This window comes from Breznakia sp. PF5-3 (genome assembly GCF_029504745.1).
GTDB lineage: Bacteria > Bacillota_I > Bacilli_A > Erysipelotrichales > Erysipelotrichaceae > Breznakia.
Map to the genome: position 1 here is coordinate 50,444 of NZ_JAQFIQ010000004.1, position 25,942 is coordinate 76,385.

The following is a 25,942-nucleotide window of genomic DNA, read 5'->3' on the forward strand; positions in this document are numbered from 1 at the left end:
AGAGAGGAGGTTGTGATGAATACATTACATTTTAAATATGCATTGGAAGTTGCGAAGACAGGTTCCATAACCCAAGCCGCAGAGAATTTATTTATGGCACAACCAAATTTAAGCAAAGCAATTAAAGAACTTGAGGAGACACTGGATTATCAAATTTTTGAGCGTTCTGCTAAAGGAATGTTTCCAACGAAAAAGGGAGCCGAATTTTTAGTGTATGCTCGCAGTGTTTTAATGCAGATTGATAAAATAAAAGATTTGGCACACCCAGATGCATCGAATAACCAAGTATTCAATATTTCTATTCCACGAGGAAGTTATATAGCTCAAGGGTTTACAAAGTTTGTAGCAGAGTTGGATATTGATAAAGGAATTGATGTAAATATGGAAGAAACCAATTCTGTGAAGACGATTACAAATGTAGCAGAAGGTGCTTTTCATCTTGGTGTGATTCGATATCAGATGGTACATGAAAAGTACTTTACGGATTATTTACGTAGTAAAAATTTGAACAGTGAAGACATCTGGGAATTCAAACACCTAGCAATTATGTCTAAGAAACATCCTTTGGCAAATGCGAAACAAGTAAAATATACAGATTTAATTAAATATGTAGAGATTGTACATGGAGATAATACGGTTCCGTATTTGGTAAATGCAGACACGAATGGCAATAAAGATATCAATGTGAAAAAGAAGATATATGTATATGAGCGATATAATCAATTTGATTTGCTTGAAACGATTACTACATCTTATATGTGGACTTCTCCAATTCCGGATAATATTTTGGCACGATATGGATTGGTACAAAGAAGGTGTCATCCTATAGAGAGAGTATATAAAGATGTTTTGATATATCCAAAAGGTTATGAGTTTAGTGAATTAGATAATCAATTTATGGAAAAAGTAAAAGAAGAAAAAATAAAGGTATCTAAGAAAGTATATAAATAATGTTATAAAAGGATAGTGATATATACAAAAAGGAATATTGCTATTCCTTTTTCATATTGGTTTCTTTTTTTTAGCTTTGCTATTATATAGGTACAGTAGTTGGGAAACTATTGTAATTAGAGAGTTGTAATTGTAATATAATGACTCACAATCAAATTACAAATCTCACATTAGCAAAATTTATGTATCCTGTGCAAAAACAATGTTACACAAATAAACATGGTCCTGCATGAGTTCTGCTAATGAATTACAAACTTGACCATGGGTATTCTGGGGAGAGTACAATTTGTGTAATAAAAAAGTCAGCTTCGCGAGCTGGCTTTTTTGTTATTTCATTTTCTTTAGCCTACTTTTGCAGATAAGTAAAGTGTATCCTGCTAGCAATAGCAGAGATATTAAAAGTGAAGTGTTGGTTGTATCATAGGTTGCAATTGATTTATTGACACCTTCTACATTAACGATAATATTATCACTGTCATCTGGAACAATACTAGGAGTTTTAATTGGTTTCTTTTCAAAATAAACATTAACATTTTTATTCTCATTGATATTTGATAATATATAGGAATTATTGTTAGTGATATTGATATTTGTACCATTTACATTAAAACTAGATAGTATATATCCATCATTGGCTTGCCATCTAACTTCATGGGTAGCACCTTTACCAACAAGGCGACTTGTTGAAATGCTTCCATTGTTATCTGCAACTGTTGAGATTTTATAAATAGGAGCCTTAACACTTTGGGTAGTATTTCCATATTGGGCACCTGAAGAATTTGTGTATTGATATGAAAACGAATATGGAATTGTATTGGCATTCAAATTTTTTGTATTTTGCTTAATACGAATTTGATAACTTAAGGAAACGGTAGTTGTTTCGCCCAATGCACCTGTTATGATATCAAGTTCGTTGTTTGCTAATTTATTTGTATCAACTTGTAATCCATTGGGGTTTGAAAGAGAATTAGGAACTATTTCAAAGCCTTCAGGAATAGTTGCATTAACATGAACATAATCAATTAAAGTAAATAAATCTGTATAGATACTATTGAAAACAGCAGATAAATCATCAGTAGAAGAATTATAGAATTTTCCTGTATTGCGATCAATTGCCGCAAGATTCATCCAAATTTCTTTTGTTAATTCAACAAAAGATTCTAAGTTATATCCAATTGTATTAACCGTAACATTGGGATTTGTATTAACTAATGTTTCCATTGCATCATAACATTGGTTGACATAAAGGCTGTCTTCCGTAATGCCATCTTGTGGTGCACCATCACCAAGTAATAGTAATATTTTTCGATGATCATTCATGCTGTTTGTTGAAAATTGTTGATTTGCTTCTTCAATTCCATCTTTAAGTGCAGTTGTCCCAGTAATTGTAATTCCATCAATTGCTGCAAGAAGGGCACTTTTATCATTGGTAAAGTTCATATAAGTGATGGCATTGGGAAATACTTCACCAGAACCTCCAGGGATTCTAATTCCACCACCAAAACCGATTACACTAACACGAATATTAGCGTTTGTATCTGCTAATAATTCCTCAACAAATGCTTTTGAACTTGCTTTTGCTTCATTCAAAGGAGCACCGTTCATACTTGCAGATGTATCCAATAATAAGATAACATCAATAGGTTCTTTTGTGACTCCTATTTCACTTGTTTTACCACCTGTAATGTCAAGTGTCATTGTATAAGTGTCATCAGTTCCTGCAACAACGGTATTCGATATTTTTGTGTTTACTCGAATTCCAGGATCTGTACTCGCATTTATGTGCATGAGTGAGCCGGTAGCAATCATACAGGTCATGAATACAAATGTACAAAGTATAATTTTTAATTTTTTCATTTTTTTGTTTCTCCTTTATTCATATCAGACAGTTACAGTTAATGACAAAACATGAATCCTGTAATACTGTCATTGTGTAAGTCGCAAGATAAAAAAATATAGATCACTTTTTTGAAAAATATTTTTCAGATTCTAAAGAAACCTTTATTTCGTTTCCGGCATTATCAGAAACAAAGAAGATATTGGAAGAATATTTTTGATATTTAAAAACGATTGTTTGTGATAATTCATCATATGTATAATCTTCACTAGCAACTTCATTTTTAAAATATGAAATACTTTGATTGTTGACACCAGAAAGTTGATCTTTCAAATATACTGTACATATTTCACCATCGAGTTGATAACTTAAATATTCTGGAAGATCATAGTCAATGTTTTTGATGTGAATCTCTTTTTGATCAATAGTCTTGTTGTCTTTTATTAAAGATATTGAGTATGTTCCATTTTCTTTAATAATTAAATCTTCTTTATTATTGAGTAGTATCTTATCATAGTTATCATTCGTCGTATCAACACGAATGGAGATAGGTTCATTTGTAAATTCTTGATTATAATGAATATCCTTGATTTTACTATGTTCAATAATTGTATTAGTAACATCTGTATTTGTTTTATCATTGTTAGGTTGGTTTACTAAAAGCAAAGTGCCTCCGATAATGATTGTCGATGCAACAAGCGTAAGCTTTAATGTTAAGGAAGAAAGAATAGTGGCTTCAGTAGCTGCCGAAGCAATCACGGTAGTTGCACTGTGATGATTATCGACAGTAGATGTTTCTAGTGAATACATATATTCATATGTCTTATATAACAGTGGTGTAATAATAATTGCAGGTGCTTTATATGTACTAGGAGTAATGTCATTTTCAATTAATGTATCTTGTAATGAGGTTTTGATTCTTCTTAATCGACTTTTTACAGTTCCTAAGGGGATGTGTAATATTTGCGATATTTCTATTTCAGTATATCCCTCAAGATATTTTAGTGAAGCTACATCCTTGAATTTTGGTTTTAAAGAACTAATTTTTGTGTAGATAAGATCATACAATACCTGATCTTCTAGTGAAGTATTTTCGACAGCTGTATGACGATCGACATAGTCGTCTGTTTCTTTATTTGTGGAGAGCTTAATTGTTTGAAATTTTGGTTTTCTTATAATATTTTGAATTTCGCTATAAGCAATTTTCATAATCCATACATGAAATGCTTCTGGATACTTCAATTTTCTAATATTACGGTATACAGAAATAAATGTATTTTGAATAATATCTTTTGCAGTTTCTGGATCGTTAATATGGTTCAAAGTGAAAAAATATATTCGCTTATGATAATGTTCATAAATTTTTTCAAATGCTTCTGTATCTCCATTTTGAAAAGCTAACACGATTTGTGATGTGATGGGGTTTTTCTTTATCTCGCTCATTTTGTCCTCCATTAAAATGCTAATGACTGAAATTAAATTTATTATAGCATGTTCGTATTTTTCCTGATATAAAATGCGATGAAAGGTAAAAAAAACTGTCTGAATGACAGCTTTTAACGCTTATACAACCAAGTTCCTTTTCTGAAATATAGAAGCATAATGATCATGCTTATGAACCATGAAACAGGCCATCCCATAAAGACAAAACGAATATCATGGAAGATAGCTACCGTAATCATAATCCATACAATACGACAAATACACCAAGAAAATGCGAGTATCATCATGGATGTTTTTGTCTGCCCTGCCCCTTGTAAGATACCGGATAAATTATGTGAGATGGCTAGAATAATATAACCTGGTGCCATATATTTCATCATTGTTGTTCCATAATCAATAACAACAGAGTTACTTGAAAATAAAGTAAGAATTTGATGAGTAAACAAAAAAAGGATACTGGTTATAAATAAGACTACGCTACAGCTTAATGTAATTCCAACACGAACGCTTTTTTTCACTCGATCATATTCTTTAGCACCTATATTTTGTGAAACAAAAGTTGTAAGTGCATTTGAGAAACTAATAACTGGTAGAATAGCAAAGCCATCAATTTTTCCATATGATCCAACTCCAGCCATGGCATGTTTTCCAAATGTATTGATATTTGATTGTACGATAGCATTGGATAAAGAGATGATCATATTTTGAATAGCACTAGGCATTCCAATACGAATAATTTCAGAAAGACTATCTTTGTGAAATTTTATTTTTGAAACTTTTAGTTGATAAATATCGTTTGTATTTATGAGGATTAATAATACAAGAATAGCACTCGTTACTTGAGCAATTGAAGTGGCGAGCGCAACACCAAATACGCCCCACTTAAAAACAGCGACAAAAATAAGGTCTAAAACAATATTGATAATACAAGCAATTATCAGGATGTAAAGAGGACGGCGTGAATCACCAACCGCACGTAAGATGCCACTTCCCATGTTATAAGTGATGATACCAAAGGATCCTAGAAAATAGGTTTGCAAATAGATTGTAGAATCATGAAGTACATCAGGATCAACATTCATAATATCTAAGATGAAAGGAATCGAAAGATATCCAATGATAGTTAAAGCGATACTTGCTACTAGGGTTAAAGCCATTGCTGTATGAATACTCTTTGATAAATTCTTATAATCTTTAGCACCATATCGATTTGCAATTACAACACCAGCACCTACTGATAATCCAATGAAGAAGTGAATAAATAGATAGATAACAGAATCAGAAGAATTTACTGCAGCTAATGCACCATCACCAACAAAGTTACCAATAATGACAGAATCAACAGTACTGTAGAATTGCTGAAATAGATTACCAAGAAGTAAAGGAATAGAAAAAAATAGCAATTGTTTTAAAATACTTCCTTGTGTCATTGAGGTGGTATTAGAATGTTCCATGATTCTCCTTTCTTATATATGTATATATATTAAAGATAGTATAAATGAGAATAGAGAAAAAGGGAATAGTGAAAAAATATAAAAAAATTGTATTAATGTATTGACACAACAATAAAAGCATAGTATAGTTGTATTAGTTAATTAGTACACAGGTACAAGGGGGATGTATAGACAATTTATATTTAGGGATGGCAATCACCTTGGGAATTATTTTATTCGCAATAACAGATAGTATATTTAGTTCAATTTTTGGAATCTGTATATTTATGATTCTGGGAATACTATTTATATCAGCAATTGCAAATTATAAGGAATGCAAAGATACATTAAGACAAGCAAGAAAGGAACAAGGATATGAGTAATTATATTTTAGAAACAGATGGATTAACAAAACAGTTTGGAAAGAAAAAGGCAGTTGATAAAGTAGATATGCATGTAAAGGAAGGGGAAATATATGGTTTCATTGGAAGAAATGGGGCAGGAAAAACAACCTTCTTAAAAATGATTGCAAATTTACTTCATAAAAGTGATGGGGAAATCAAATTGTTTGGAAGTACAGATTTGAGTAAATCTCGTCATAAGATAGGGGTATTAATTGAAAATCCTGGATTGTATCCAGCGATGAGTGCATATGACAATTTGAAAATGAAATGTATGATGTTGGGGATTAAAGATACAGATAAGAAAATTAAGGAATTATTAGAACTAGTAGGTTTAGAGAAAGTTGCAAAGAAAAAGACAAAGAATTTCTCGCTAGGTATGAAACAACGTTTGGGATTGGCAATTACATTGATCAACGATCCACAGTTATTGCTTTTGGATGAACCAATCAATGGATTAGATCCACAGGGGATTGTGGAGATTCGTGAAATTCTATTAAAATTACAAGAACGTGGAATGACAATTATTATCTCTTCACATATCTTGGAGGAATTAGGAAAAATTGCAAATCGCTATGGAGTGATTGCATCTGGACAATTGGTTAAAGAATTGACAAGAGATCAGTTAGAAGAATTATCTAAAAATTCAATCCAAGTGGTAGTTGATGATGTTGCAGAAAGTGTAAGAGTATTGAAAAAATTGAATATTACAGAATATGAATATCATGAAAATGTATTTAATATATATGATACGGAAATCGATAGAGCAAAGCTGAATTCAACACTTGTTGTAAATGGTGTGTTAGTATCTTCTATTTTTGAACAAAACGAAAGTGTAGAAGATATGTTTATTGAAATGATGGGAGGAGCAAATTATGTTTAATTTAATAAAAGCAGATTTATATCGCTTATTTAAAACAAAAAGCTATTATGTAGTAGGAGCAATCTTAGTATTCTTTATTCTAACTTTGATGTATTCTTTAGGAGATATGATCAATTCAGGAATAACTACAGAACAATTTGATTATGGATTTGACATTCATAACCCACAATTGATTGATTTATTATATAACGTATTTATGAATACAGTATTACCAATGATTATTGGTATTGGAGCAGCAATGTATGTCTGTACAGATTACAGTAGTGGATATATTAAAAATATTGCTTCAAGTGTAAATAACAAAGCCACAATTGCCTTATCAAAGTTTATTACGATGATAATAGGAGTAACTATATATTTCATTCTCATGATTTTACTGACTTACATTTTAGGAACACTGTTTATTGGCAATGTGGATATTGGTGATGTAGGAGCAATATTACAATATACAGGGATGTCCCTTTTCCTTAACTTGGTAATTATTGCCCTAGTGATTTTAGCAGCTAGCTTCTTAAGAAGCAGTGCTGCTACGATCACATTAATCGTAGTAGTTGTGATGACAGCGCAATTAGGATATCAAGCACTTGATCAATTCTTAGGATTGGATTTAGCAGAATATTCTCCTATTATGAACATTGGATTATTAACACCTGCGAATACAGAATTGTGGGGAACAATGTTAATCAGTGGTGCTGTTTTTATGGCAATTTATATTGCTGGATCACTTGTTGCGATGGAGAAAAAAGATATTACATAAAAGAGGTTTTAAACCTCTTTTTTTTGATATAAAGATATAACATAGGATTGATAAATAGCTATTATTAAAGGTAATTTGTAGAACAAATGTATATATTGTGAAAAAGTTAACAAAATTCTTGATTAACTTATTTTTATATGGTAATATATTCACAACGAAATAGTAGTGAAAGTTTTCACAATCGTGCACAGGAGGAATTATGGCAAAAGAAACAAAAGTAGAAAAGACTGAAATTAGTCCAGCTCAAAAAGAGGTTAATACCTTAGTTGAAAAAGGACTAGTGGCTTTAGAAGCATTTAGACAACTTGATCAAGAAGCAGTCGACTATATTGTTGCAAAAGCAAGTGTGGCGGCACTTGACCAACATGGGGTGTTGGCAGAAGCAGCAGTAAATGAAACTGGGCGTGGGGTTTTTGAAGATAAAGCAACAAAGAATTTGTTTGCTTGTGAACATGTAATCAACTACATGAGAGATTTAAAAACAGTTGGTGTTATCAACCGTGACGAAGAAGCAGGGATTGTTGAAATTGCAGATCCAGTTGGAGTTGTTTGTGGAATTGTACCAACAACAAATCCAACATCAACAGCAATTTTCAAATCACTTATTTGTTTGAAAACAAGAAATCCTATTGTTTTCTCTTTTCATCCAAGTGCTAACCGTTGTTCTCAACAAGCAGCAAAAGTTGTTTATGATGCGGCAGTAGCAGCAGGTGCTCCAGAAAACTGTATCCAATGGATTGATACACCTTCGATGGAAGGAACAAATGCTTTAATGAACCATGATGGAATTTCAACAATTCTAGCAACTGGTGGGAATGCAATGGTTCGTGCAGCATATTCATGTGGAAAACCTGCATTAGGAGTAGGAGCTGGAAATGTTCCTGCATATATTGAGAAAACAGCAAACGTTAAACAAGCAGCAGCAGATATCGTATTATCAAAAGCATTTGATAATGGAATGATTTGTGCTTCTGAGCAAGCAGCGATTGTTGATGAAGAAATTTATGAAGAAGTGAAGAAAGAATTTAAAGAGTACCATGCATATTTTGCAACAGCAAAAGAAAAAGCGATGTTAGAAGCATTTATGTTTGGTGTAAATAAAGCTAGTGAAGCAGAGAATGCAAAACTGAATCCAAATGTAGTTGGTAAACCAGCAGCATGGATTGCTGAACAAGCAGGATTTAAAGTTCCTGAAAGAACAAACATTATCTGTGTAGAATGTAAAGAAGTTGGAGTTAAAGAACCATTAACAAGAGAAAAATTATCTCCTGTATTAGCGTTTATTAAATCAGATAGTACAGAAGATGGTATGAATAAGTCAGAAGCAATGGTTGAATTTAATGGATTGGGTCACTCTGCTGCAATTCATACAGCAAGTGAAGAATTATCTGTTGAATTTGGTAAAAAAGTAAAAGCAATTCGTGTTATTTGGAATTCACCATCAACATTTGGTGGTATTGGTAATGTATATAATGCATTTATTCCTTCATTGACATTAGGTTGTGGATCTTATGGTAGAAACTCAGTAGGTGATAATGTAGGACCAATCAACTTGATCAATGTTAAAAAAGTAGGGAGACGTAAAAACAATATGCAATGGTTTAAAGTTCCATCAAAAATCTATTTTGAAAGAGATTCAATTGAATATTTACAACAAATGCAAGGTATTAACCGTGCGATGATTGTAACCGATAAAGCTATGGTCGACTTAGGGTTTGTAGATAAGATTACAAAACAATTAGCAGCTAGAGATAATAATGTAAAAGTACAATTATTCTGTGATGTAGAACCGGATCCAGATATTACGACAGTAAATAAAGGTGTTGAAATCATGCGTTCTTTTGAACCAGATACAATCATTGCCCTAGGTGGAGGATCTGCAATGGATGCTGCCAAAGGAATGTGGTTATTCTATGAAGCACCAGACGTATGTTTTGATGATTTAAAACAAAAGTTTATGGATATTCGTAAACGTGCATTTAAATACCCAGAATTAGGAAAGAAAGCAAAAATGGTAAGTATTCCTACAACAAGTGGAACGGGATCAGAGGTAACTCCATTTGCTGTTATTTCAGATAAAGAAAACAATAAGAAATACCCACTTGCAGATTATGCATTAACACCAAATGTAGCAATCATTGATGCATCTTTCACTACAAACTTACCAGCAGTTGTTACAGCGGATACAGGTATGGATGTGTTAACACATGCTACCGAAGCACTTGTTGCTGTATTGGCTAGTGATTATACAGATGGATTGGCATTACAAGCAATTCAAATGGTATTTGAATACTTACCTAGAGCTGTGAAGAATGGTAAAAATGATCCAGAAGCACGTGAAAAAATGCATAATGCATCAGCAATGGCAGGAATGGCATTTGCAAATGCATTCTTAGGAATGTGTCACTCAATGGCGCATAAGATTGGTGGAGTTCACCACACGCCTCATGGACGTACAAATGCAATTTTATTACCATACGTAATTCGTTACAATGGACAAAAACCAGATAAATTACCTGTATGGCCAAAATATAATTACTATAGAGCAGATAAATTATATGCAAAGGTAGCTCGTTTAATTGGATTAAATGTTAAAGATGATGCTGATGGTGTAGAAAAATTTGCTCAAGCAGTTGAAAAATTGATGAAAGAAGTTGGCATTGAAAACAACTTTAAAGCACAAGGTATTGAAGAAAAAGCATGGATGGATTCAGTTCATGAAATTGCAATGCTTGCTTATGAGGATCAATGTTCACCAGCAAACCCAAGATTACCAATCGTTTCTGATATGGAAGAAATCTTGAAAAAAGCTTATAAAGGTGAAAAATAGATAGTTTGAAAAGTCTCATTCAGTATGAGACTTTTTTTGGTTTTCTTTCGTTATTCTTTTGACTAAATTCTATATATATATGTAAATGCATGTGCTATAATATAGGATAAGACGGAGGATATATGAAGATCTTATTATATTTTGAAAATGAAAAGATGTTGAAAACTTCTGGGATAGGAAGAGCAATGAAACATCAGATGGAAGCATTGGAAAGTCAAGGAATAGAGTATACGACAGATCCAGATGCAACGGATTATGATATTCTACATGTGAATACATATATGATTAATAGTTCCCGTCTGATTGCAAAAGCAAAAAAAGAAGGTAAAAAAGTGGTTGTTCATGCACATAGTACGGAAGAAGATTTTCGTGATTCTTTTGTATTGAGTAATCAGTTGTCACCAATCTTTAAAAAAATCATAATGAATGTGTATTCGCAAGGAGACTATATATTGACACCAACTCCTTATTCAAAGAAAATATTAGAAAGTTATGGATTAACACAACCAATTGAAGATATTTCAAATGGTATTGATATTTGTCGTTTTGATCATGATGAAGAAAAAATAAAAGCATTCCGTAAATATTTTAGTTTAAAAGCGGATGATAAAGTGGTCATCAGTGTAGGTTTATATTTTGAACGTAAAGGGATTTTAGACTTTGTTGAAGTGGCGAAACAACTTCCAGAATACAAATTTATATGGTTTGGTCATACACCACTGTATACAATTCCAAAACATATTCGCGATGTGATTCAAGAGGATCATCCAACGAATGTTTTATTTCCAGGATATGTAAAAGGGGCTGTTATTGAAGGTGCTTTCAGTGGCAGTGATGCTTTCTTTTTTCCTAGTAATGAAGAAACAGAGGGAATTGTTGTATTAGAAGCTTTAGCTTCACACCAAAATGTAATCGTTCGTGATATTCCGGTATTTGATCCTTGGTTAGTAGATAAAGTAAATTGCTACAAAGGGAAAGATAATGACGAATTCAAACAGTTAGTAGAGGGTGTTGTGGAAGCAACTTTACCGTCTACTAAAGAAGCGGGTCGAAAGACAGCAGAAGAACGTAGTATTAGTCAAATTGGAGTAAAATTAAAGGGAATTTATGAGAAGGTATTGAAGCAATAGAGGTTTCTATGAAAAAGAAAAGTTATATAATTAATTTTTTATTGATAATTGGGCTTACCATTTTCGCATTGTGGTTTGCTTTAAAAGATAATTTTAGAGAAGTTATGCATTTGCTTGGTAATATTAAATGGTATGCATTTATTTTTATTATTATCTATGGATTATCTTATAATTTAATCATCGGTTTGATTTATAAAATCTTAGGAAAAACCTATAAAGCAGGCTATAAATACAAAGAGGGAGTACAAGTAGCTTTTGTAGGTGCTTTTTTTAGTGGTGTAACACCAAGTGCTACTGGTGGACAGTTTGCACAGGCTTATATTATGAAGCAACAAGGAATTAAGATTAGTAATGGAGCTAGTATTCTATGGATAGATTTTATTATCTATCAAAGTGTAATGGTAGCGTATAGTACTATTTTGATGATTTTAAAATTTTCTTATTATTATACAGAACATTCATCATTCTTTTTATTGGTTTTAATAGGATATGTTGTCAATAGTATGGTAATTTTATTGTTATATACGATGGCAAAATTCCCTAAAATTTATAAGCGATTGAGTTCATGGGTTGTAAAATTATTAGCAAGATTGAAAGTTGTGAAAGATCCAGTTGCAACAATTACAAAATGGAATTTGCAGTTGGAAAGTTTTACCAATGAGATTCAAAGTATAAAACAGCATAAAGGAATGGTTGTAAAATGTATTCTTTTGAATGTAATTAGACTAACAGTGTTGTATTCATTGCCATTATTTATTGCATATACAATGGGCTTAAATGTTGGTGTTGATATGTTATTAGATATTATTACAATGAGTGCGTTTGTAAATATTGCAAATGCGTTTTTCCCAGTACCTGGTGCAAGTGGGGGAACAGAGGCGGCTTTTATGCTTATCTTTTCAACTTTGTTTGCAACTGCAGAGGCAAATAGTATTATGATTCTTTGGCGGTTTTCAACCTATCATATGATTATCTTCATTGGTGGGATTACCTTTGTGTATTTAAAGCAAAAATATGATAAACGAAATAGTACTTTAATAAATGAGGAGGATTATTATGAGGATCGGAATCTTTAGTGATACCTACACACCAGATATAAACGGAGTGGTTTCATCTGTTGTAACATTACAAAACGCTTTGGAGGCTCATGGTCATGAAGTGTATATTATTACATCTCATAAAGGTTTTATACATTCTACTAGAGAAGGAAATGTATTGCGAATGCCTGGGTTAGAGTTGAAATGGTTATATGGATATATTTTGAGCACACCATATCATTTTACGGTGAAAGAAGAAGTAGAAAAATTAAACTTAGATGTGATTCATGTGCAAACAGAATTCGGGGTAGGTGTCTTTGCGAGAATCGTTGCTCGTAATTTACATATCCCTGTAGTTTATACATATCATACGATGTATGAAGATTATACACATTATATCAATCGTTTTGATTTGGATAGTTTGGAAACTTTTTCTAAGAAGGTGTTTAGTTCTTTCACAAAGTTTCTTTGTGAATCGGTAACGGCGATTATTGCACCAAGTGAAAAAACGAAAGAAGCGCTTATTCGCTATGGGGTAAAAAGACCAATTCACATTATCCCAACAGGGTTGGATTTGGAAGCTTTTAAACCTGAAAATGTGAAAAAGGATTTATGTATTTCAATTAAAGAGCAATTTGGAATTAGTGATTCTACGAAGTTAATAACGTATATAGGTAGAATTGCTCCAGAGAAGAGTATGGAGATTATCATTGATGGTTTTCAATATGTAAAAGATCCAAATGTTATGATGATGATTGTTGGTGGTGGACCAACATTGGATGATTTACGTAAGCAAGCCAAGGATTTGGGTATTGCTGATCGAATTATTTTTACGGATAAGCAACCACGAGAAGATATGCCAGCTTATTATGCAATCAGTGATGCTTTTGTTTCTGCATCGTTAAGTGAGACACAAGGGATGACCTTTATTGAATCCTTAGCTGCAGGACTTCCTGTCTTTGCACGTAAAGACGAAGTATTAGAAGAATTGGTTTTTGAAGGTGATACAGGTTTTTATTTTGCTACTCCTGAGGAGTTCGCCGAAAAAACGGATGCGTTCTTCGCTTTGTCGAAAGAACAACGTGTAGCGTTTAAACAGCGTTGTATGGAAGTAGTTAAAAAATATGATATTGAGAATTTTTATACTTCTGTATATCATGCTTATGAACAAGCGATTGAAGATTATGAAGAGTGCTTTCTTATTGAATCTATTAAAACAAGTGATGATTGCATGCGTTTATATTTGATCAACAAGAAATCTAATGAAGAAGTTACGTTACTTGTATCTTTGGATGATTATTTAAAATATGAAATAAAAAAAGATGGTATTTTAGAATATAGTTTGTATGAAGTTTTAAAAGATAAGGAACGTTCTCTTACTGCTTATCGTGGAGCACTTAAGAAGTTACGTTCTAAAGACCGTACCCGTAAAGAAATGTACGACTTTTTGATTAATATGGAAAATCCTTTGGATATTAAAACCATTAATGATCTTATTGATGTTTTAGAAGAAAAAGGATATATCAATGATGAAGCTTATACACTTATGCAACTTGAAAAAATGGATAAATCTTTGTATGGAAAGCAAAAGATGATTCGTCAATTGGTGAGTAAGGGAATCCCTTATGAAATGATTGAAGAACAACTAGAGCGTTTTGATGAATCACATGAACATACGAAGGCGTTTAAATTGGCTTTGGGATATCAAGATACAATTAAAAATAAATCAGTGAATGAAAAGAAAGAAATCATCAAAACAAAATTGATTAGTAATGGCTTTAGTTCATCTTTAGCTTCTGAGATTGTTCTTGATTTAAATTTTGAAGATGATATCTTAAAAGAGAGTGTAGCATTGCAAAAAGTAATTGATAAAGCTTATCGTAATTATAGTCGCAAATACGATGGGAAAGCATTAAATGATAGAATTAAGCAATATGCATTACGTAAAGGATTTATGTATGATGATGTTGTACACGCAATAGAAATGAGGGAATTAAATGGAGAATAAAAAAGTAAGAGATTTGCAAAATGGAGATCATGTTAAAATAAAATTATTAATATTTCAAGTAAATAAAGGAATTACCAATAAAGGAGCTCCATATCTTTCTTTTCAATTACAAGATAGTACAGGAGTAATGGATGCAAAATATTGGAATGTAAGTGATGCAGAAATCAATAAATATAAAGCAGGAATGATTTGTAGGTTTAATGCAGATATTTTATCACATAACAATCAATTACAAATTCGTGTCTCAAGTATTGAAGTATTAGATCGCAATAATGAAGATCTCAATGAATTTGTACGTAGTAGCAGTATAGGAAAAGAAGAATTGAAATTTAAAATCAATCAAGTAATTGAATCTATTGAAAATGATACATATCAAAAGCTTGTGAAGGCAACCCTTTTAGAGTATGAAAAAGATTTCTTTACCTATCCAGCAGCAAGTAAGAATCATCATAACTTTGTTGGTGGCTTAGCAACTCATGTATTGGGGATGATTGAAATCGGGGAGTTCTTGTGTAAACAGTATGAAATGCTGGATCGTGATTTACTTTTGAGCGGAATTCTAATGCACGACATTGGAAAAATTATTGAGTTGAGTGGACCTGTGATTATTGAATACACAACCGAAGGTAAATTATTGGGTCATATCTCAATCATGCAAGCAAAACTTTATGAAATTGCGAGTCGTATGAATATTGATAACGAAGAACTTACCTTACTTCGTCATATGATATTATCACATCATGGTGCTTATGAGTTCGGTTCACCAGTTTTACCAATGGTACCAGAAGCTGAAATATTAAGTTTGATAGATAATATTGATGCGAAAATGAACACACTTGAAAAAGCTTATGATCATGTAGAACCTGGAACTTTTACACCAAGGATCTTCGCGATGGAAAATCGTTCATTTTATAAAGCTAAAAATAAAAAATAGAGATCTAGGTGGTATGTTCCTTCTATGTAGTAAACAAAAGGATTGTTGAAACTATAAAGAGGGAACATAGCATTTAGGTTTCTTTTTTATTAAAAATTTTTAATGTTAAATTTGATTTTCCTTCATACATGAGCAATGAAAACGATGTATACTATGTTTAGGAGGTAAGATATGAAGCTTATTCAAAAACATAAAAAAATGATTATTGCATGCTTGATCATATTAATTATTGCTGTTTTCGCGGGTAGTATCCTTATCTTTCAATTTGTTGCAAGCAATGTTGCTTACAGTAAAGAGCAGGCGCAGGATATTGTTCTTGAACAATTTCCTGGAAAAGTTATAGAAGCGGATGTTGAACACGAACTTTTAAATACATATTATGAATTTACGATATTAGATCAGCAATCTCAGGAAATCGAAGTTGTGGTGGATGCGAAAAATGGATCCATTGTAGAAGTGGATTATGATTAAAGGAGGAAGGGTGTCATGGCAAAAATATTAATTGTTGAAGATGAAAAGAATATGCTTGATTTATTGCGCTTGGAATTAACTCATGAACACTACGAGGTGGATTGTGCACAAACAGGAAGAGATGCATTGGATAAAGCACTTGTAAATGAATATGATTTAATTTTGTTAGATTTAATGTTGCCACAGATGAATGGTGTTGAAGTATGCCGGCGAATTCGTTTAGAAAAAAGTACACCAATTATCATGTTAACAGCAAGAGATGCCGTTATGGATAAAGTGAATGGATTGGCATCAGGAGCTGATGATTATCTTGCTAAACCCTTTGCAATGGAAGAATTGTTTGCTAGAATACATGCTTTATTAAGACGCAGTACACAAACTTTATCAAATATTAATTATCGAGATTTAGTGTTACATATCGATGCTTTCCAAGTATGGAAAAAGGATCAAGAAATTTTATTGACAGTAAAAGAGTTTCAACTTTTAAAACTATTTATGAAACATCCTAGAAAAGTATTTCATCGTGATGAGTTGATTGAAGAGATATGGGGATATGAAAATGATGCGGAGACTAATGTTGTTGATGTATATATTCGCCATTTACGAAATAAGCTAGAAAGTGATAACGACACATATATTCATACGGTACGTGGAGTGGGGTATCGATTCGAATGAGACGTAAAAATATAAGATTTCGATTGACTCTTATCACTTCAATTATCATTTTAAGTTTTCTAGTTATTACAACGATTTTGTTTTCTCTTTTCCTTACATACTTTAGTCAAATCATTGAAAAAGTATACGGCATTGATGATGATATCTTAACTCCTTTTTACAGTATTATATTTATTGCTCTGGGGTTGTTAATCGTCTTTGCACTTATTGCTAGTATTTTAGGAGGAACCTTTGTTTCAGAACATTTTTTAACTACGGTTTCAAAATTTACAGATCAAATTAAGAAGATTCGGGAAGGTGGTCTTGATCAACGTTTGCCATTATCCAATAATGATGAATTAGATACTCTAGGATCGGAGTTTAATTCCTTGATGGATGATATAGAGGATTCTATGGAGAAACAAAATCAATTTGTATCTGATGCATCTCATGAATTAAAAACGCCATTGGCAATCTTGAATGGTAATTTGGATATGCTGAGCCGTTGGGGGAAAGAGGATCCAGAAATATTGGAAAATGCTCTGGAAGTTAGTAAGCTTGAAGTATCAAGAATGATTACATTAACAAATGAGTTATTACAGCTAACACGGGGATTTGATGAAAGAGATGAGGTTGCCGCCCTTTCTATTAATCCAATTATTTCACGTATTATAAGTGAGTATCAAAAATTATATCCTGATTTTAAGATTGCATTTCATACAGAGAACCCAAAGGATATCTATCTTCGGGTTGAACATTTTGAACAAATTATTCTAATTTTATTAGATAATGCAATAAAGCACAGTCGTGAAGAAACAAAGTCTATAGAAATTCTTCATCAGGAAAACAGACTAGAAGTAAAAGACTATGGAGTAGGAATCAAAGAAGCTCACAGAGATAAAATATTTGATCGTTTCTATCGTGTTGATGAAGCAAGAGAAAATAATCAAAATAGTTTTGGTTTAGGTTTATCAATTTTAAAGCGTATTAGTGAATGGTATCATTTTGATATTGCTATTGAAAGTAAAGAAGGACAGTATACAGTATTTATTATTACATTTAATGGAGGCAAAAATACATGAAAAAGTATATTATCGGATGTTTGATTTTAATGGTGGTAATTGTTGGTGGATGTAGAAATGATGATAGAAATCAAGCAAATAACCCAAAGGAAACAAGTAAAGCTGAAATCACTTTAGAAGAAGCGAAAGAAATTGCATTAAAAGAAGTAAATGGTGGTGTCGTGAAAGCAAATCAGGATTCTGATGATGGAATTACATATTATGAAATTGATATTGTGAAAGATGGTATCAAGTATGATTTTGAAATTGATCTAAGTGGAACTATTATATCAAAAGAAATCGATGATGATTATGTGGATGCAACAAATAAAAATTATATTTCTCAAGCTAAGGCTGAAGAAATTGCTTTAGCCAAAGTAGGTGGCGGATCAGTAGAAAAAAGTAAACTAGAACATGATGATGGGATAGCATATTATGAAATTGACATTGTGAAAGATAATATTCGTTATGATGTAGAAGTTTCTGCTACGGATGGAAATGTTATAAAATATGAAATCGATGACTAAGAGTAAATTTTCATTTACTCTTTTTTTAATTTGTAATCGAAAAATAATCATATTATAATAGGACAAAAGGAGAACTTATGAATGTTTTTGTAGCTTGTGATTCTTATAAGGGCTGTATGAGCAGCAAAACTGTGAATCAAATTGTAAAGAAGGCCATATTAGCTGTAAATGATAAAAATGAAGTTACTACTTTTAGTATGGGAGATGGTGGAGAAGGAACGGTAGATGCTTTTGTAGATGCATGTAAGGGGACAATGGTTAAAAAGAAAGTCCATGATGCCTATTTCAAATCTTTGGAAGCAAAATATGGTTTAATCGATGATGGTAAAACGGCAGTTATTGAAGTTGCAAGTTGTATAGGACTTAATATGTATGAGCGTGAAAAACGTCATCCTCTTTATGCTACAAGTTATGGTGTAGGTGAGTTGTTAATGGATGCTTATAGGCGAAAAGTTAACAAAATTATTATTGCTCTTGGCGGTAGTTCCACCAATGATGGTGGTATGGGAATGCTTCAAGCATTAGGCGCTAGATTTTATGATCAAAATAATATGAAGTTGAAATCCAATGCTATTAACTTAAAAAAGATTGAACGAATTGATCTTTCAAAGTTTCAATTTATGAATGATATTGAAATCATTGCTGCATGTGATGTGAAAAATAAGTTGTTAGGTGAGCAAGGGGCTACTTATACATTTGGGAAACAAAAAGGATTGTATGCAAATCAGATAAAGAAAATTGATAAAGCTATGGAAAACTATGCTACAAAGTTTTTATCACTAGGATATGATATTGCCAAGGAAGAAGGGAGTGGAGCAGCTGGTGGCATTGGAGCAGCCTTATCTTTATTAGGAGCTAAACATATAGGTGGGTTGGATCTGTTACGGTCGTATAGTGATTTCGATAAAATGATTAAAAATAGTAACCTCGTTATCACAGGCGAAGGACAAAGTGATTTTCAAACATTGTATGGAAAAGTTCCAGTAGGTGTAGTTGAAATTGCCAATCAATACAATAAACCTTGTATTTGCATAAGTGGCGCTTTAGGAGTAGAATATAATAAGTTATACGATAAAGGGTTTATTGGCATTTATAGTGTAGCAGATCGTGCTATGAGCTTTGCACAAGCTTTAGAGTTAGCACCAGAAAAGTTATATGCTTGTGCATATACGATATTTAAAACAATTAATTATTATGTGGAGGAAGGTAAATGAAAAAAATAGCATTGATATGCAGTTGCTTGCTTGTCGTTTTTATGAGTAGCTGTAGTGCTTCTTATGAGAGAAGTACAAAACCAGGGGAAATTGTTCAAATTACATACGATGAATATAAAGAGATGAAAAAAACAGATGATACTTATATGGTATTGATTACGCAGACATATTGTTCACATTGTAAAACATACAAAAAAGAAACTTTGGATGTATATTTACCAGAACATGGATTAACAATCTATGAATTAAATCTAACAAATGAAAAGAATGCAAATAAAGTTTTTAATGAGTTAAAAGAAGAATTTGATGGTGAATTCTCTGGTACACCAGCAACTTTAATCTTTGAAGATGGAGAGAATAAGGTAATGCATTCAGGAGTTTTAAAAGAAGGCGAATTGGATGATTATGTAACTAGTTATCAATTAGATAAAAAATAAAAATTATTAAGACAGATAAGACGAATTTTAGTTTCTTATCTGTTTTCTTTATGTTATAGTTAATATTGTAAACCGAAGAAGAGGAATTGAAATGAAAGAATTTGAAAACAATGCATTGTTTTGGCAGAAGCTAGATACAATTTTTTTATCTAGTACCTTAAAGATTGAGAGGGCTAAGGATACACAACATCCAAAGTATGCAAACATGGTGTATCCAGTTGATTATGGATATTTGCAAGATACAATTGGTAGTGATAATGAGCCAATTGATGTTTTTAGCGGGAAAGAGAAAAACAGACAAGTACAAGCGATTGTCGTATCTGCAGATATTTTAAAAAGAGACTGTGAAGTAAAAATCATTATGGGATGTAGTGAAGCGGAAATCCATTCAATTTTAGTTTTTTTAAATCAGACAGAATCACAGAAAGCAGTTTTGCTTAGACGTGGACAAGAGGTTCCTGAATGGGCGAGTAATAGTTAATTACTTGCTTTTCTTTTTATTTGTTTTTAAAATTATAGATGTGAGGAAAGAGATGCAAAAATTTAAATTAGTTTTACAACAATTTTCTTCCTTTGAAGGAAGTTTATTTCGATATTCATTAGCGTTTAGTTTTTTACTAGCGCTTTTTCCTGTTCTAATTGTAATTGTTATGTTATTTCATAATTCTGTTTTAGATGTAGGATTATTGTTAGATTATCTGTATCATTTTGTTCCAGAAAAGCTAATTGAAGATTTTGTTGTTTTCATTATGGATAAGAACTATCCTAGTACCCTGACCCTTATTTTGTCACTTGTAGCAGCTTTAAATTTAGCTAGTAGAAGTATTTTTTCTTTTATGATGATCAGTGCTAAAAATGAGAGCTATAATATTCCAAAACTTTTTGTTCGGGTTAAATCTTATATATTGTTTATTGTGTTAGTAGTGAGTGTTGGATTTATTGGCGTGTTAGCAAGTTTCTTCAATTATCCAGCAAGTGTTACTTTTGGTATAGGTTTATTTGTATTGTTTTATATTTTATATCGAACTCTTACCTTTGAAAAAAGACCGCTGCATTTTGGAATTATAGGGGCTATTTTTTCAACGGTGTCAATCATGTTAGCAAGTCAATTATTTTTACTTATTGTGGATCATTTTACTTCATATCAAAATATTTATGGACCAATGGCAAGTTTAGTAATTGCACTTTTATCAATTTATTTAATAGCTAGTCTTATATATTTTGGATATTGTTTGAATTGGGTATATGGACCTTGTTATCCAGAAAGAACATATAAACATGAAAAACTTTATGATACAATGATGGATATAATATCAAATATAAAGAAAAAAATTAAGGGAATCATAAAAAGATGAAAGTAAAAATTGAAAAAATTGGAATTAATGGGGAAGGTATTGCATATATAAATAAGCAACCTGTTTTTATTGATGGTGTATTACCTGATGAAATTGTGGATATAGAAATCATTAAACATTTTCCTCGTTATAAGATAGGGAAAATGAAGCAAATAGTAAAGAATAGTACAGAACGTGTTATACCCAAATGTAGTGTTTGGAAAGAGTGTCAAGCATGTACTCTTATGCATGCTGATTATGATAAGCAATTGTTGTATAAGCGTATGATTTTAAGTGAATCTTTGCAAAAGTATGCAGGTATAAGTGAAAGTAAAGTTCATGGTGTTATTAAAAATGAAAATGTTTTTGGCTATCGTAATAGCTTAAAATTACCATTTCATATGCATAATAAGAAATTGGTATTAGGAATGTATGCAAAAGAATCAAATCGCTTTGTACAAGTAAAGAACTGTATCGTCCATGAAGAACAATTAGAAACTATAAAAATGAATATTTTGAAGATTCTAAATAAATATCATTATGAGGCATTTTCTAATCAACATAAAAATGGCTTGCGATATCTTGTTTTGCGAGGAATTCATGGTGTTTTCCAATGTACGATTGTAAGTGGAAATACGATTTTCTTGAAAGAGTGTATAGATGAGATTATGGAAATTGATGGCTTAGTGTCTTTATGGCAGTCCATTAATATGTCTAAGAAAAGTGTACAATTGTTTGGTAACCAAATGATGCTTTTAGCTGGTAAGAAGAAAATCAAGTTTAAGTTTAAAGGTTTGACGATTAGTTTATCACCAAAAGCCTTTTTTCAGCTTAATACAGGGCAAGCAGAGCGATTATATGATCTTGTTGAAGAATTTATCAGTGATACTCCAAAATTGATTGTAGAAGCTTATTGTGGGGTTGGTATCATGTCTTTGATGTTAGCAAAGAAAGCAGAGAAAGTAATTGGTATTGAAGTGATCTCAGATGCGATTGCGAATGCACGTAGAAATGCTGATATGAATAAAATAAATAATGTGGAATTTTATTGTGGTGATGCAGGAAAAGAGTTAGTAAAGATATCAAAAAAACAAGCAATTGATGTTTTAGTAGTAGATCCTCCAAGAAGTGGATTGGATGAAACGATGATTACCTGTATTTTAAAAAGTAATATTAAAAAAATAATTTATGTATCTTGTAACCCAGCAACATTAGGTAAAAATATCAAAACATTAAGTAAAAAATATGAAGTTGAAGAAGTAATACCTGTAGATATGTTTTCTAATACTGCACATGTGGAGAGTGTGGCGTTACTAACAAAGTCAAAATAACGCCAAAAATGCTTGTTTTATGAGGATTTAAAGGCACTCAAGATTTTGGTCTTGAGGGTCTTTTTTGTGTTAAAAAAGCTGAAATGACGCGGTTTTAGTAGGTAGCGTTGACATTGTAGGTTTGCTGTTGTGGTGGAGCCTCTACTGATCTTGCAGAAGTGGTAGGTTTTAAAAAATTACACCTGAGGGTAGAAAATTTTACTCCCTAGATAATTGATAAGATTATTAAGTTTAGTTAGTACGACGAGGCCAGCCATAATTTTTACATTTAATATGGTTAAGAAATTTCACATATCAAGTAGTTCTTGAGGAAGACGAGGATTTTTTGATTAATTGTGATATAGTAGATACATTGAATTATCTTCCAGATAATAATTATCCTCATAAAAATCCAGAGATCATCAGAATAATGATTACTGGATTTTTATTTTATGGAGTATTTGGAAGCGGAAGAATGTCAATTCCAAGATTTCGCAACTCTTGAAATAAGCCTGCTTCATATGGAATAGGAGCATGAAAGTAAACTTTGAAAAGAATACGCTAACAAATTGACAAAACGTTAGTTTGAAATTGATACGAATATATGCTAACGTATAGATATGATGTTAGCTTTAAATTATCAGAAAGAAGGTGCTCTCATGTCAAAAAAAGAAAATAGTCTAGATATAAATCAAGATTTTATTACATTTAGTCAAGTAAAGGAGGAGGGTGTTCCTTACTCAGTTATTCGGAAGAAGCTCGATTCTGGTGAGCTTGAAAAAGCTGGTAGAGGTATCTATCGAAAGCCTGATGTCTATGTTGATGAGTCATATACACTGCAGTATCGCTATCCTAAGGGTGTATATTCACTTGAAACAGCGCTCTGGCTACATGGTTTGTCACTGACAGTTCCATTTGAACCAACGATGAGTTTTCCTTATGGGACTAATACCAAGCTGATTAAGGAAGCAGGTATCAAACCTATAATTCTCCGCTCAAACTACGAGGAAGGAATAGTAGAGGTGAGAACACCTGGGGGACAGATAGTTCGAGTCTATGAGATTGAAAGAACTTTAACTGAGAGTCTTCGGGGCGTTTATAAAATGGATGTTCAAATAATTGCTCCGGCATTTAAGATGTATGCAAGCAAAGGGAAAATCAACTTTTCCAAGTTGCTTAAGTACGCTAAGATGTTTAAAGTAGAGAAAAAAGTTCAGTCGTACTTGGAGGTGTTATTGGTGGAGGGCTTACATATGTAAGTTTTAAGTTGTGTTGTGATAAATTGCAATCATCTTTACAAAATACTTTGTTATCTAATCCAGATTATAATGTGATAGATGTTGAAAATATTCTTGTAATTGAATAGAAGCTGAAATGAAGTATGGCATGTGAAAATCCTTTTTTTACTAAAACGTAAAAACTAGTATAGCTTATTTGAAAAAAGAAACAAAGCCCTAGAATGAAATGATTCATGGGCTTTGTTATTTATAATAATATGTTAGATAATGATTTATTCTTCAGGTGTTGGCATAAGCTCGGTAGCTGATACCATTGCCACAATACAAGGTATTTCTCCAGGTGCAGCGTTGGTTTCAATATCATCTGGTATTTTGATTAAGACTAAGTATGAGGGATATACATAGTTATTGGTACTCCAATGACGACTATCATATAATTCAATACCCAATACATCTTTATAAGTTTCATCACTTAATGCATTTTGGATAATTGTCTGATAAGTCGTATCAGCGTTATCAAAATATGGAATCTGTATTGGACCACATGCGTAATCGTTTTTCAAGTTTTCTAGTGCTTGTTTAGTGCTGATCATTTTTTTGTCAGCTACTTTAGTTAAAGTGAAATTATTTGGCAATGATATACTAAGTTCCTTTCCGTTATCTCCCTCAAATAAATCATAGTCCATTCGCTCAAATGATTTCATCATATCATTAACATCACTACGGGTTACATAGCCCTTTCCATTTGATTCTGGGGGAGTATCAAATGCACTTGTATAAGTATATGGTTCATAGGGGTTACCAGTAAGCTCCTCCAAAATTTTAATTGCAAAATTATTAGCAGCTTCACTGTCTTCTATACCATATTCTTTTGGGTTTTTAAACCAAATGGTTACATATATATGTGCATCGATAGAAAATGAAACACCATTAGGATAAGAATACGTAATGCTTGTTTTTACTCCCTGTTCAGTTGCATCATCTGTGATTGTTCTATCTTTAGAATCTAGATTTAGTATTTTTTCGATTGGTTCTGCATATTGTTTATCAAATTGTTCTTGTGAAACTATATCTGTGATACTTTGAATGATACGTCCATCTTGCGAATAGTCTAATCTAATATTTTCATAAACTGGTAAGGTGTCATACAATGCTATATCAGAGATTTCTAAATTGTTTGGATATGCAGCATCCTTTTTTAAATAAATAAGTCCATCGTCTCCTTTGCGAGAATTAGATCCAGCATCCTTTGTTTGTGATATATCCTCTTTTTTAGGATTTGAATTCATTTTTTGTAGTGTAAATACACTTATAATCATTAAACATACAACGATAGCTAGAGCCATAATAGGTTTCATGTTATTCTTTGTTACTTTTTCATTTGATATTTCTTGAAGATGCTCTTTTAGTTTATTGTTTTCATTTATTTCATCTATATAGGTTTTATAATTTTTTTTGTTCATGATGATTCCTCCATTTGAGATTTAAGATATTTTAATGAGTTTTTTATATCACGAGAGACAGAACTAATGCTACGACCTGTCATATCTGATATTTCTTTATAGGTGTAACCTTCAATATAATACAGATATACTATTGTGCGTTCTTCTTTTGAAAGTGCCATAAGTTCATCGTGTACTTGAATGCTTTCTTTGCTAATGATAAATTCATTAATATCAACATCGACATGTTTCTTCTTGAAGAAACGGCGATGCAAGCTATTGCATTGATTTATAGTGACACGAACTAACCAATTTTTTAAGTGTTCTTCACTTTCAAAAGGCTTACTTTTATATAATTTGATATAGACTTCCTGTGCAATGTCTTGGGCATCATGAAAACTTGACGTGTTTGCCAAAGCAACATGAAAAACGAGATTGGAATATTTATCTATATATTCTTCAAACTGTGAATGATCCATTGTAAATAATCCTCTAAACTTTCTAACTCATCTTATCATAACTTTTTTAAAATAGGACAGACAAGTAATAATGGATCCATGGTATCGCTAATTACTTATCTAACAATACTACGTTTGACTTTATCTTTTTT

Annotated in this window: 24 protein-coding genes; 19 read left to right on the plus strand and 5 right to left on the minus strand. The window is 31.9% G+C overall.

Going from position 1 to position 25,942, the window contains the following annotated elements:
- The first annotated feature begins 15 nt into the window (after window positions 1-15).
- Window positions 16-951, plus strand: a complete 936-nt coding sequence (locus tag M2475_RS01715) for a LysR family transcriptional regulator (protein WP_277489192.1) — start codon at window positions 16-18, stop codon at window positions 949-951.
- A gap of 327 nt (window positions 952-1,278) precedes the next feature.
- Here M2475_RS01715 and M2475_RS01720 read toward each other — a convergent pair whose 3' ends face one another.
- The 3 genes from M2475_RS01720 to M2475_RS01730 form a co-directional block, all read right to left on the minus strand.
- Window positions 1,279-2,808: a vWA domain-containing protein gene (locus M2475_RS01720; RefSeq protein WP_277489193.1), complete on the minus strand. Its 1,530-nt coding sequence runs from the start codon at window positions 2,806-2,808 to the stop codon at window positions 1,279-1,281.
- A 103-nt stretch (window positions 2,809-2,911) separates the two neighbouring features.
- Window positions 2,912-4,231: a sigma-70 family RNA polymerase sigma factor gene (locus tag M2475_RS01725; RefSeq protein WP_277489195.1), complete on the minus strand. Its 1,320-nt coding sequence runs from the start codon at window positions 4,229-4,231 to the stop codon at window positions 2,912-2,914.
- A gap of 113 nt (window positions 4,232-4,344) precedes the next feature.
- Complete coding sequence (locus M2475_RS01730; protein WP_277489197.1) at window positions 4,345-5,685, minus strand: MATE family efflux transporter; 1,341 nt, start codon at window positions 5,683-5,685, stop codon at window positions 4,345-4,347.
- A gap of 354 nt (window positions 5,686-6,039) precedes the next feature.
- On the opposite strand from M2475_RS01730, the gene M2475_RS01735 reads away from it, so the two are divergent.
- The 18 genes from M2475_RS01735 (at window position 6,040) to M2475_RS01820 (ending at window position 23,911) form a co-directional block, all read left to right on the plus strand.
- On the plus strand, window positions 6,040-6,948 hold the full coding sequence (locus tag M2475_RS01735; RefSeq protein WP_277489198.1) for an ATP-binding cassette domain-containing protein: 909 nt from the start codon (window positions 6,040-6,042) through the stop codon (window positions 6,946-6,948).
- A complete protein-coding gene (locus tag M2475_RS01740) occupies window positions 6,941-7,705 on the plus strand; it encodes an ABC transporter permease (protein WP_277489199.1) in 765 nt (254 codons plus the stop codon). The genes M2475_RS01735 and M2475_RS01740 overlap by 8 nt, the downstream gene beginning before the upstream one ends.
- Window positions 7,706-7,904: 199 nt before the next feature.
- A complete protein-coding gene (gene adhE / locus M2475_RS01745) occupies window positions 7,905-10,535 on the plus strand; it encodes a bifunctional acetaldehyde-CoA/alcohol dehydrogenase (protein ID WP_277489200.1) in 2,631 nt (876 codons plus the stop codon).
- Window positions 10,536-10,657: 122 nt separating this feature from the next.
- Complete coding sequence (locus tag M2475_RS01750) at window positions 10,658-11,665, plus strand: glycosyltransferase (protein WP_277489202.1); 1,008 nt, start codon at window positions 10,658-10,660, stop codon at window positions 11,663-11,665.
- 8 nt (window positions 11,666-11,673) lie between these two features.
- Entirely contained in the window at window positions 11,674-12,741 is a 1,068-nt protein-coding gene (locus tag M2475_RS01755) for a lysylphosphatidylglycerol synthase transmembrane domain-containing protein (protein WP_277489204.1), read from the plus strand.
- Window positions 12,722-14,710, plus strand: a complete 1,989-nt coding sequence (locus M2475_RS01760; protein ID WP_277489205.1) for a RecX family transcriptional regulator — start codon at window positions 12,722-12,724, stop codon at window positions 14,708-14,710. Before M2475_RS01755 ends, M2475_RS01760 begins: the two co-directional genes overlap by 20 nt.
- A complete protein-coding gene (locus M2475_RS01765) occupies window positions 14,700-15,644 on the plus strand; it encodes an HD domain-containing protein (protein WP_277489206.1) in 945 nt (314 codons plus the stop codon). The genes M2475_RS01760 and M2475_RS01765 overlap by 11 nt, the downstream gene beginning before the upstream one ends.
- 171 nt (window positions 15,645-15,815) lie before the next feature.
- Window positions 15,816-16,115 carry a PepSY domain-containing protein gene (locus M2475_RS01770; protein ID WP_277489207.1) on the plus strand — a complete coding sequence of 100 codons (300 nt, stop codon included), beginning with the start codon at window positions 15,816-15,818 and terminating at the stop codon, window positions 16,113-16,115.
- Between the two features lie 15 nt (window positions 16,116-16,130).
- Window positions 16,131-16,790, plus strand: a complete 660-nt coding sequence (locus M2475_RS01775; RefSeq protein WP_277489208.1) for a response regulator transcription factor — start codon at window positions 16,131-16,133, stop codon at window positions 16,788-16,790.
- Window positions 16,787-17,851, plus strand: a complete 1,065-nt coding sequence (locus M2475_RS01780) for a HAMP domain-containing sensor histidine kinase (RefSeq protein ID WP_277489209.1) — start codon at window positions 16,787-16,789, stop codon at window positions 17,849-17,851. The genes M2475_RS01775 and M2475_RS01780 overlap by 4 nt, the downstream gene beginning before the upstream one ends.
- Window positions 17,848-18,357 (plus strand): PepSY domain-containing protein, encoded by a 510-nt coding sequence (locus M2475_RS01785; protein ID WP_277489210.1) that lies wholly within the window; start codon window positions 17,848-17,850, stop codon window positions 18,355-18,357. Before M2475_RS01780 ends, M2475_RS01785 begins: the two co-directional genes overlap by 4 nt.
- Window positions 18,358-18,434: 77 nt before the next feature.
- The gene (locus M2475_RS01790; RefSeq protein ID WP_277489211.1) at window positions 18,435-19,571 is read left to right on the plus strand and encodes a glycerate kinase; all 1,137 of its coding nucleotides are present in this window, start codon (window positions 18,435-18,437) and stop codon (window positions 19,569-19,571) included.
- The gene (locus M2475_RS01795; protein WP_277489212.1) at window positions 19,568-20,008 is read left to right on the plus strand and encodes a hypothetical protein; all 441 of its coding nucleotides are present in this window, start codon (window positions 19,568-19,570) and stop codon (window positions 20,006-20,008) included. The genes M2475_RS01790 and M2475_RS01795 overlap by 4 nt, the downstream gene beginning before the upstream one ends.
- A gap of 91 nt (window positions 20,009-20,099) precedes the next feature.
- Entirely contained in the window at window positions 20,100-20,489 is a 390-nt protein-coding gene (locus M2475_RS01800; protein WP_277489213.1) for an inorganic diphosphatase, read from the plus strand.
- Window positions 20,490-20,541: 52 nt separating this feature from the next.
- Window positions 20,542-21,363 carry a YihY/virulence factor BrkB family protein gene (locus M2475_RS01805; RefSeq protein ID WP_277489214.1) on the plus strand — a complete coding sequence of 274 codons (822 nt, stop codon included), beginning with the start codon at window positions 20,542-20,544 and terminating at the stop codon, window positions 21,361-21,363.
- Complete coding sequence (gene rlmD, locus M2475_RS01810; protein ID WP_277489215.1) at window positions 21,360-22,673, plus strand: 23S rRNA (uracil(1939)-C(5))-methyltransferase RlmD; 1,314 nt, start codon at window positions 21,360-21,362, stop codon at window positions 22,671-22,673. Before M2475_RS01805 ends, rlmD begins: the two co-directional genes overlap by 4 nt.
- 325 nt (window positions 22,674-22,998) lie before the next feature.
- Window positions 22,999-23,157 (plus strand): hypothetical protein, encoded by a 159-nt coding sequence (locus tag M2475_RS01815; RefSeq protein WP_277489217.1) that lies wholly within the window; start codon window positions 22,999-23,001, stop codon window positions 23,155-23,157.
- Window positions 23,158-23,311: 154 nt separating this feature from the next.
- Window positions 23,312-23,911 (plus strand): type IV toxin-antitoxin system AbiEi family antitoxin domain-containing protein, encoded by a 600-nt coding sequence (locus M2475_RS01820; RefSeq protein ID WP_277489218.1) that lies wholly within the window; start codon window positions 23,312-23,314, stop codon window positions 23,909-23,911.
- 251 nt (window positions 23,912-24,162) lie between these two features.
- Here the strand turns inward: M2475_RS01820 and M2475_RS01825 are convergent, their stop codons facing one another.
- Together M2475_RS01825 and M2475_RS01830 are read right to left on the minus strand one after the other, a co-directional pair.
- Window positions 24,163-25,353 carry a hypothetical protein gene (locus M2475_RS01825; RefSeq protein ID WP_277489219.1) on the minus strand — a complete coding sequence of 397 codons (1,191 nt, stop codon included), beginning with the start codon at window positions 25,351-25,353 and terminating at the stop codon, window positions 24,163-24,165.
- Complete coding sequence (locus M2475_RS01830) at window positions 25,350-25,811, minus strand: RNA polymerase sigma factor (RefSeq protein ID WP_277489220.1); 462 nt, start codon at window positions 25,809-25,811, stop codon at window positions 25,350-25,352. Before M2475_RS01830 ends, M2475_RS01825 begins: the two co-directional genes overlap by 4 nt.
- Between the last annotated feature and the right edge of the window lie 131 nt (window positions 25,812-25,942).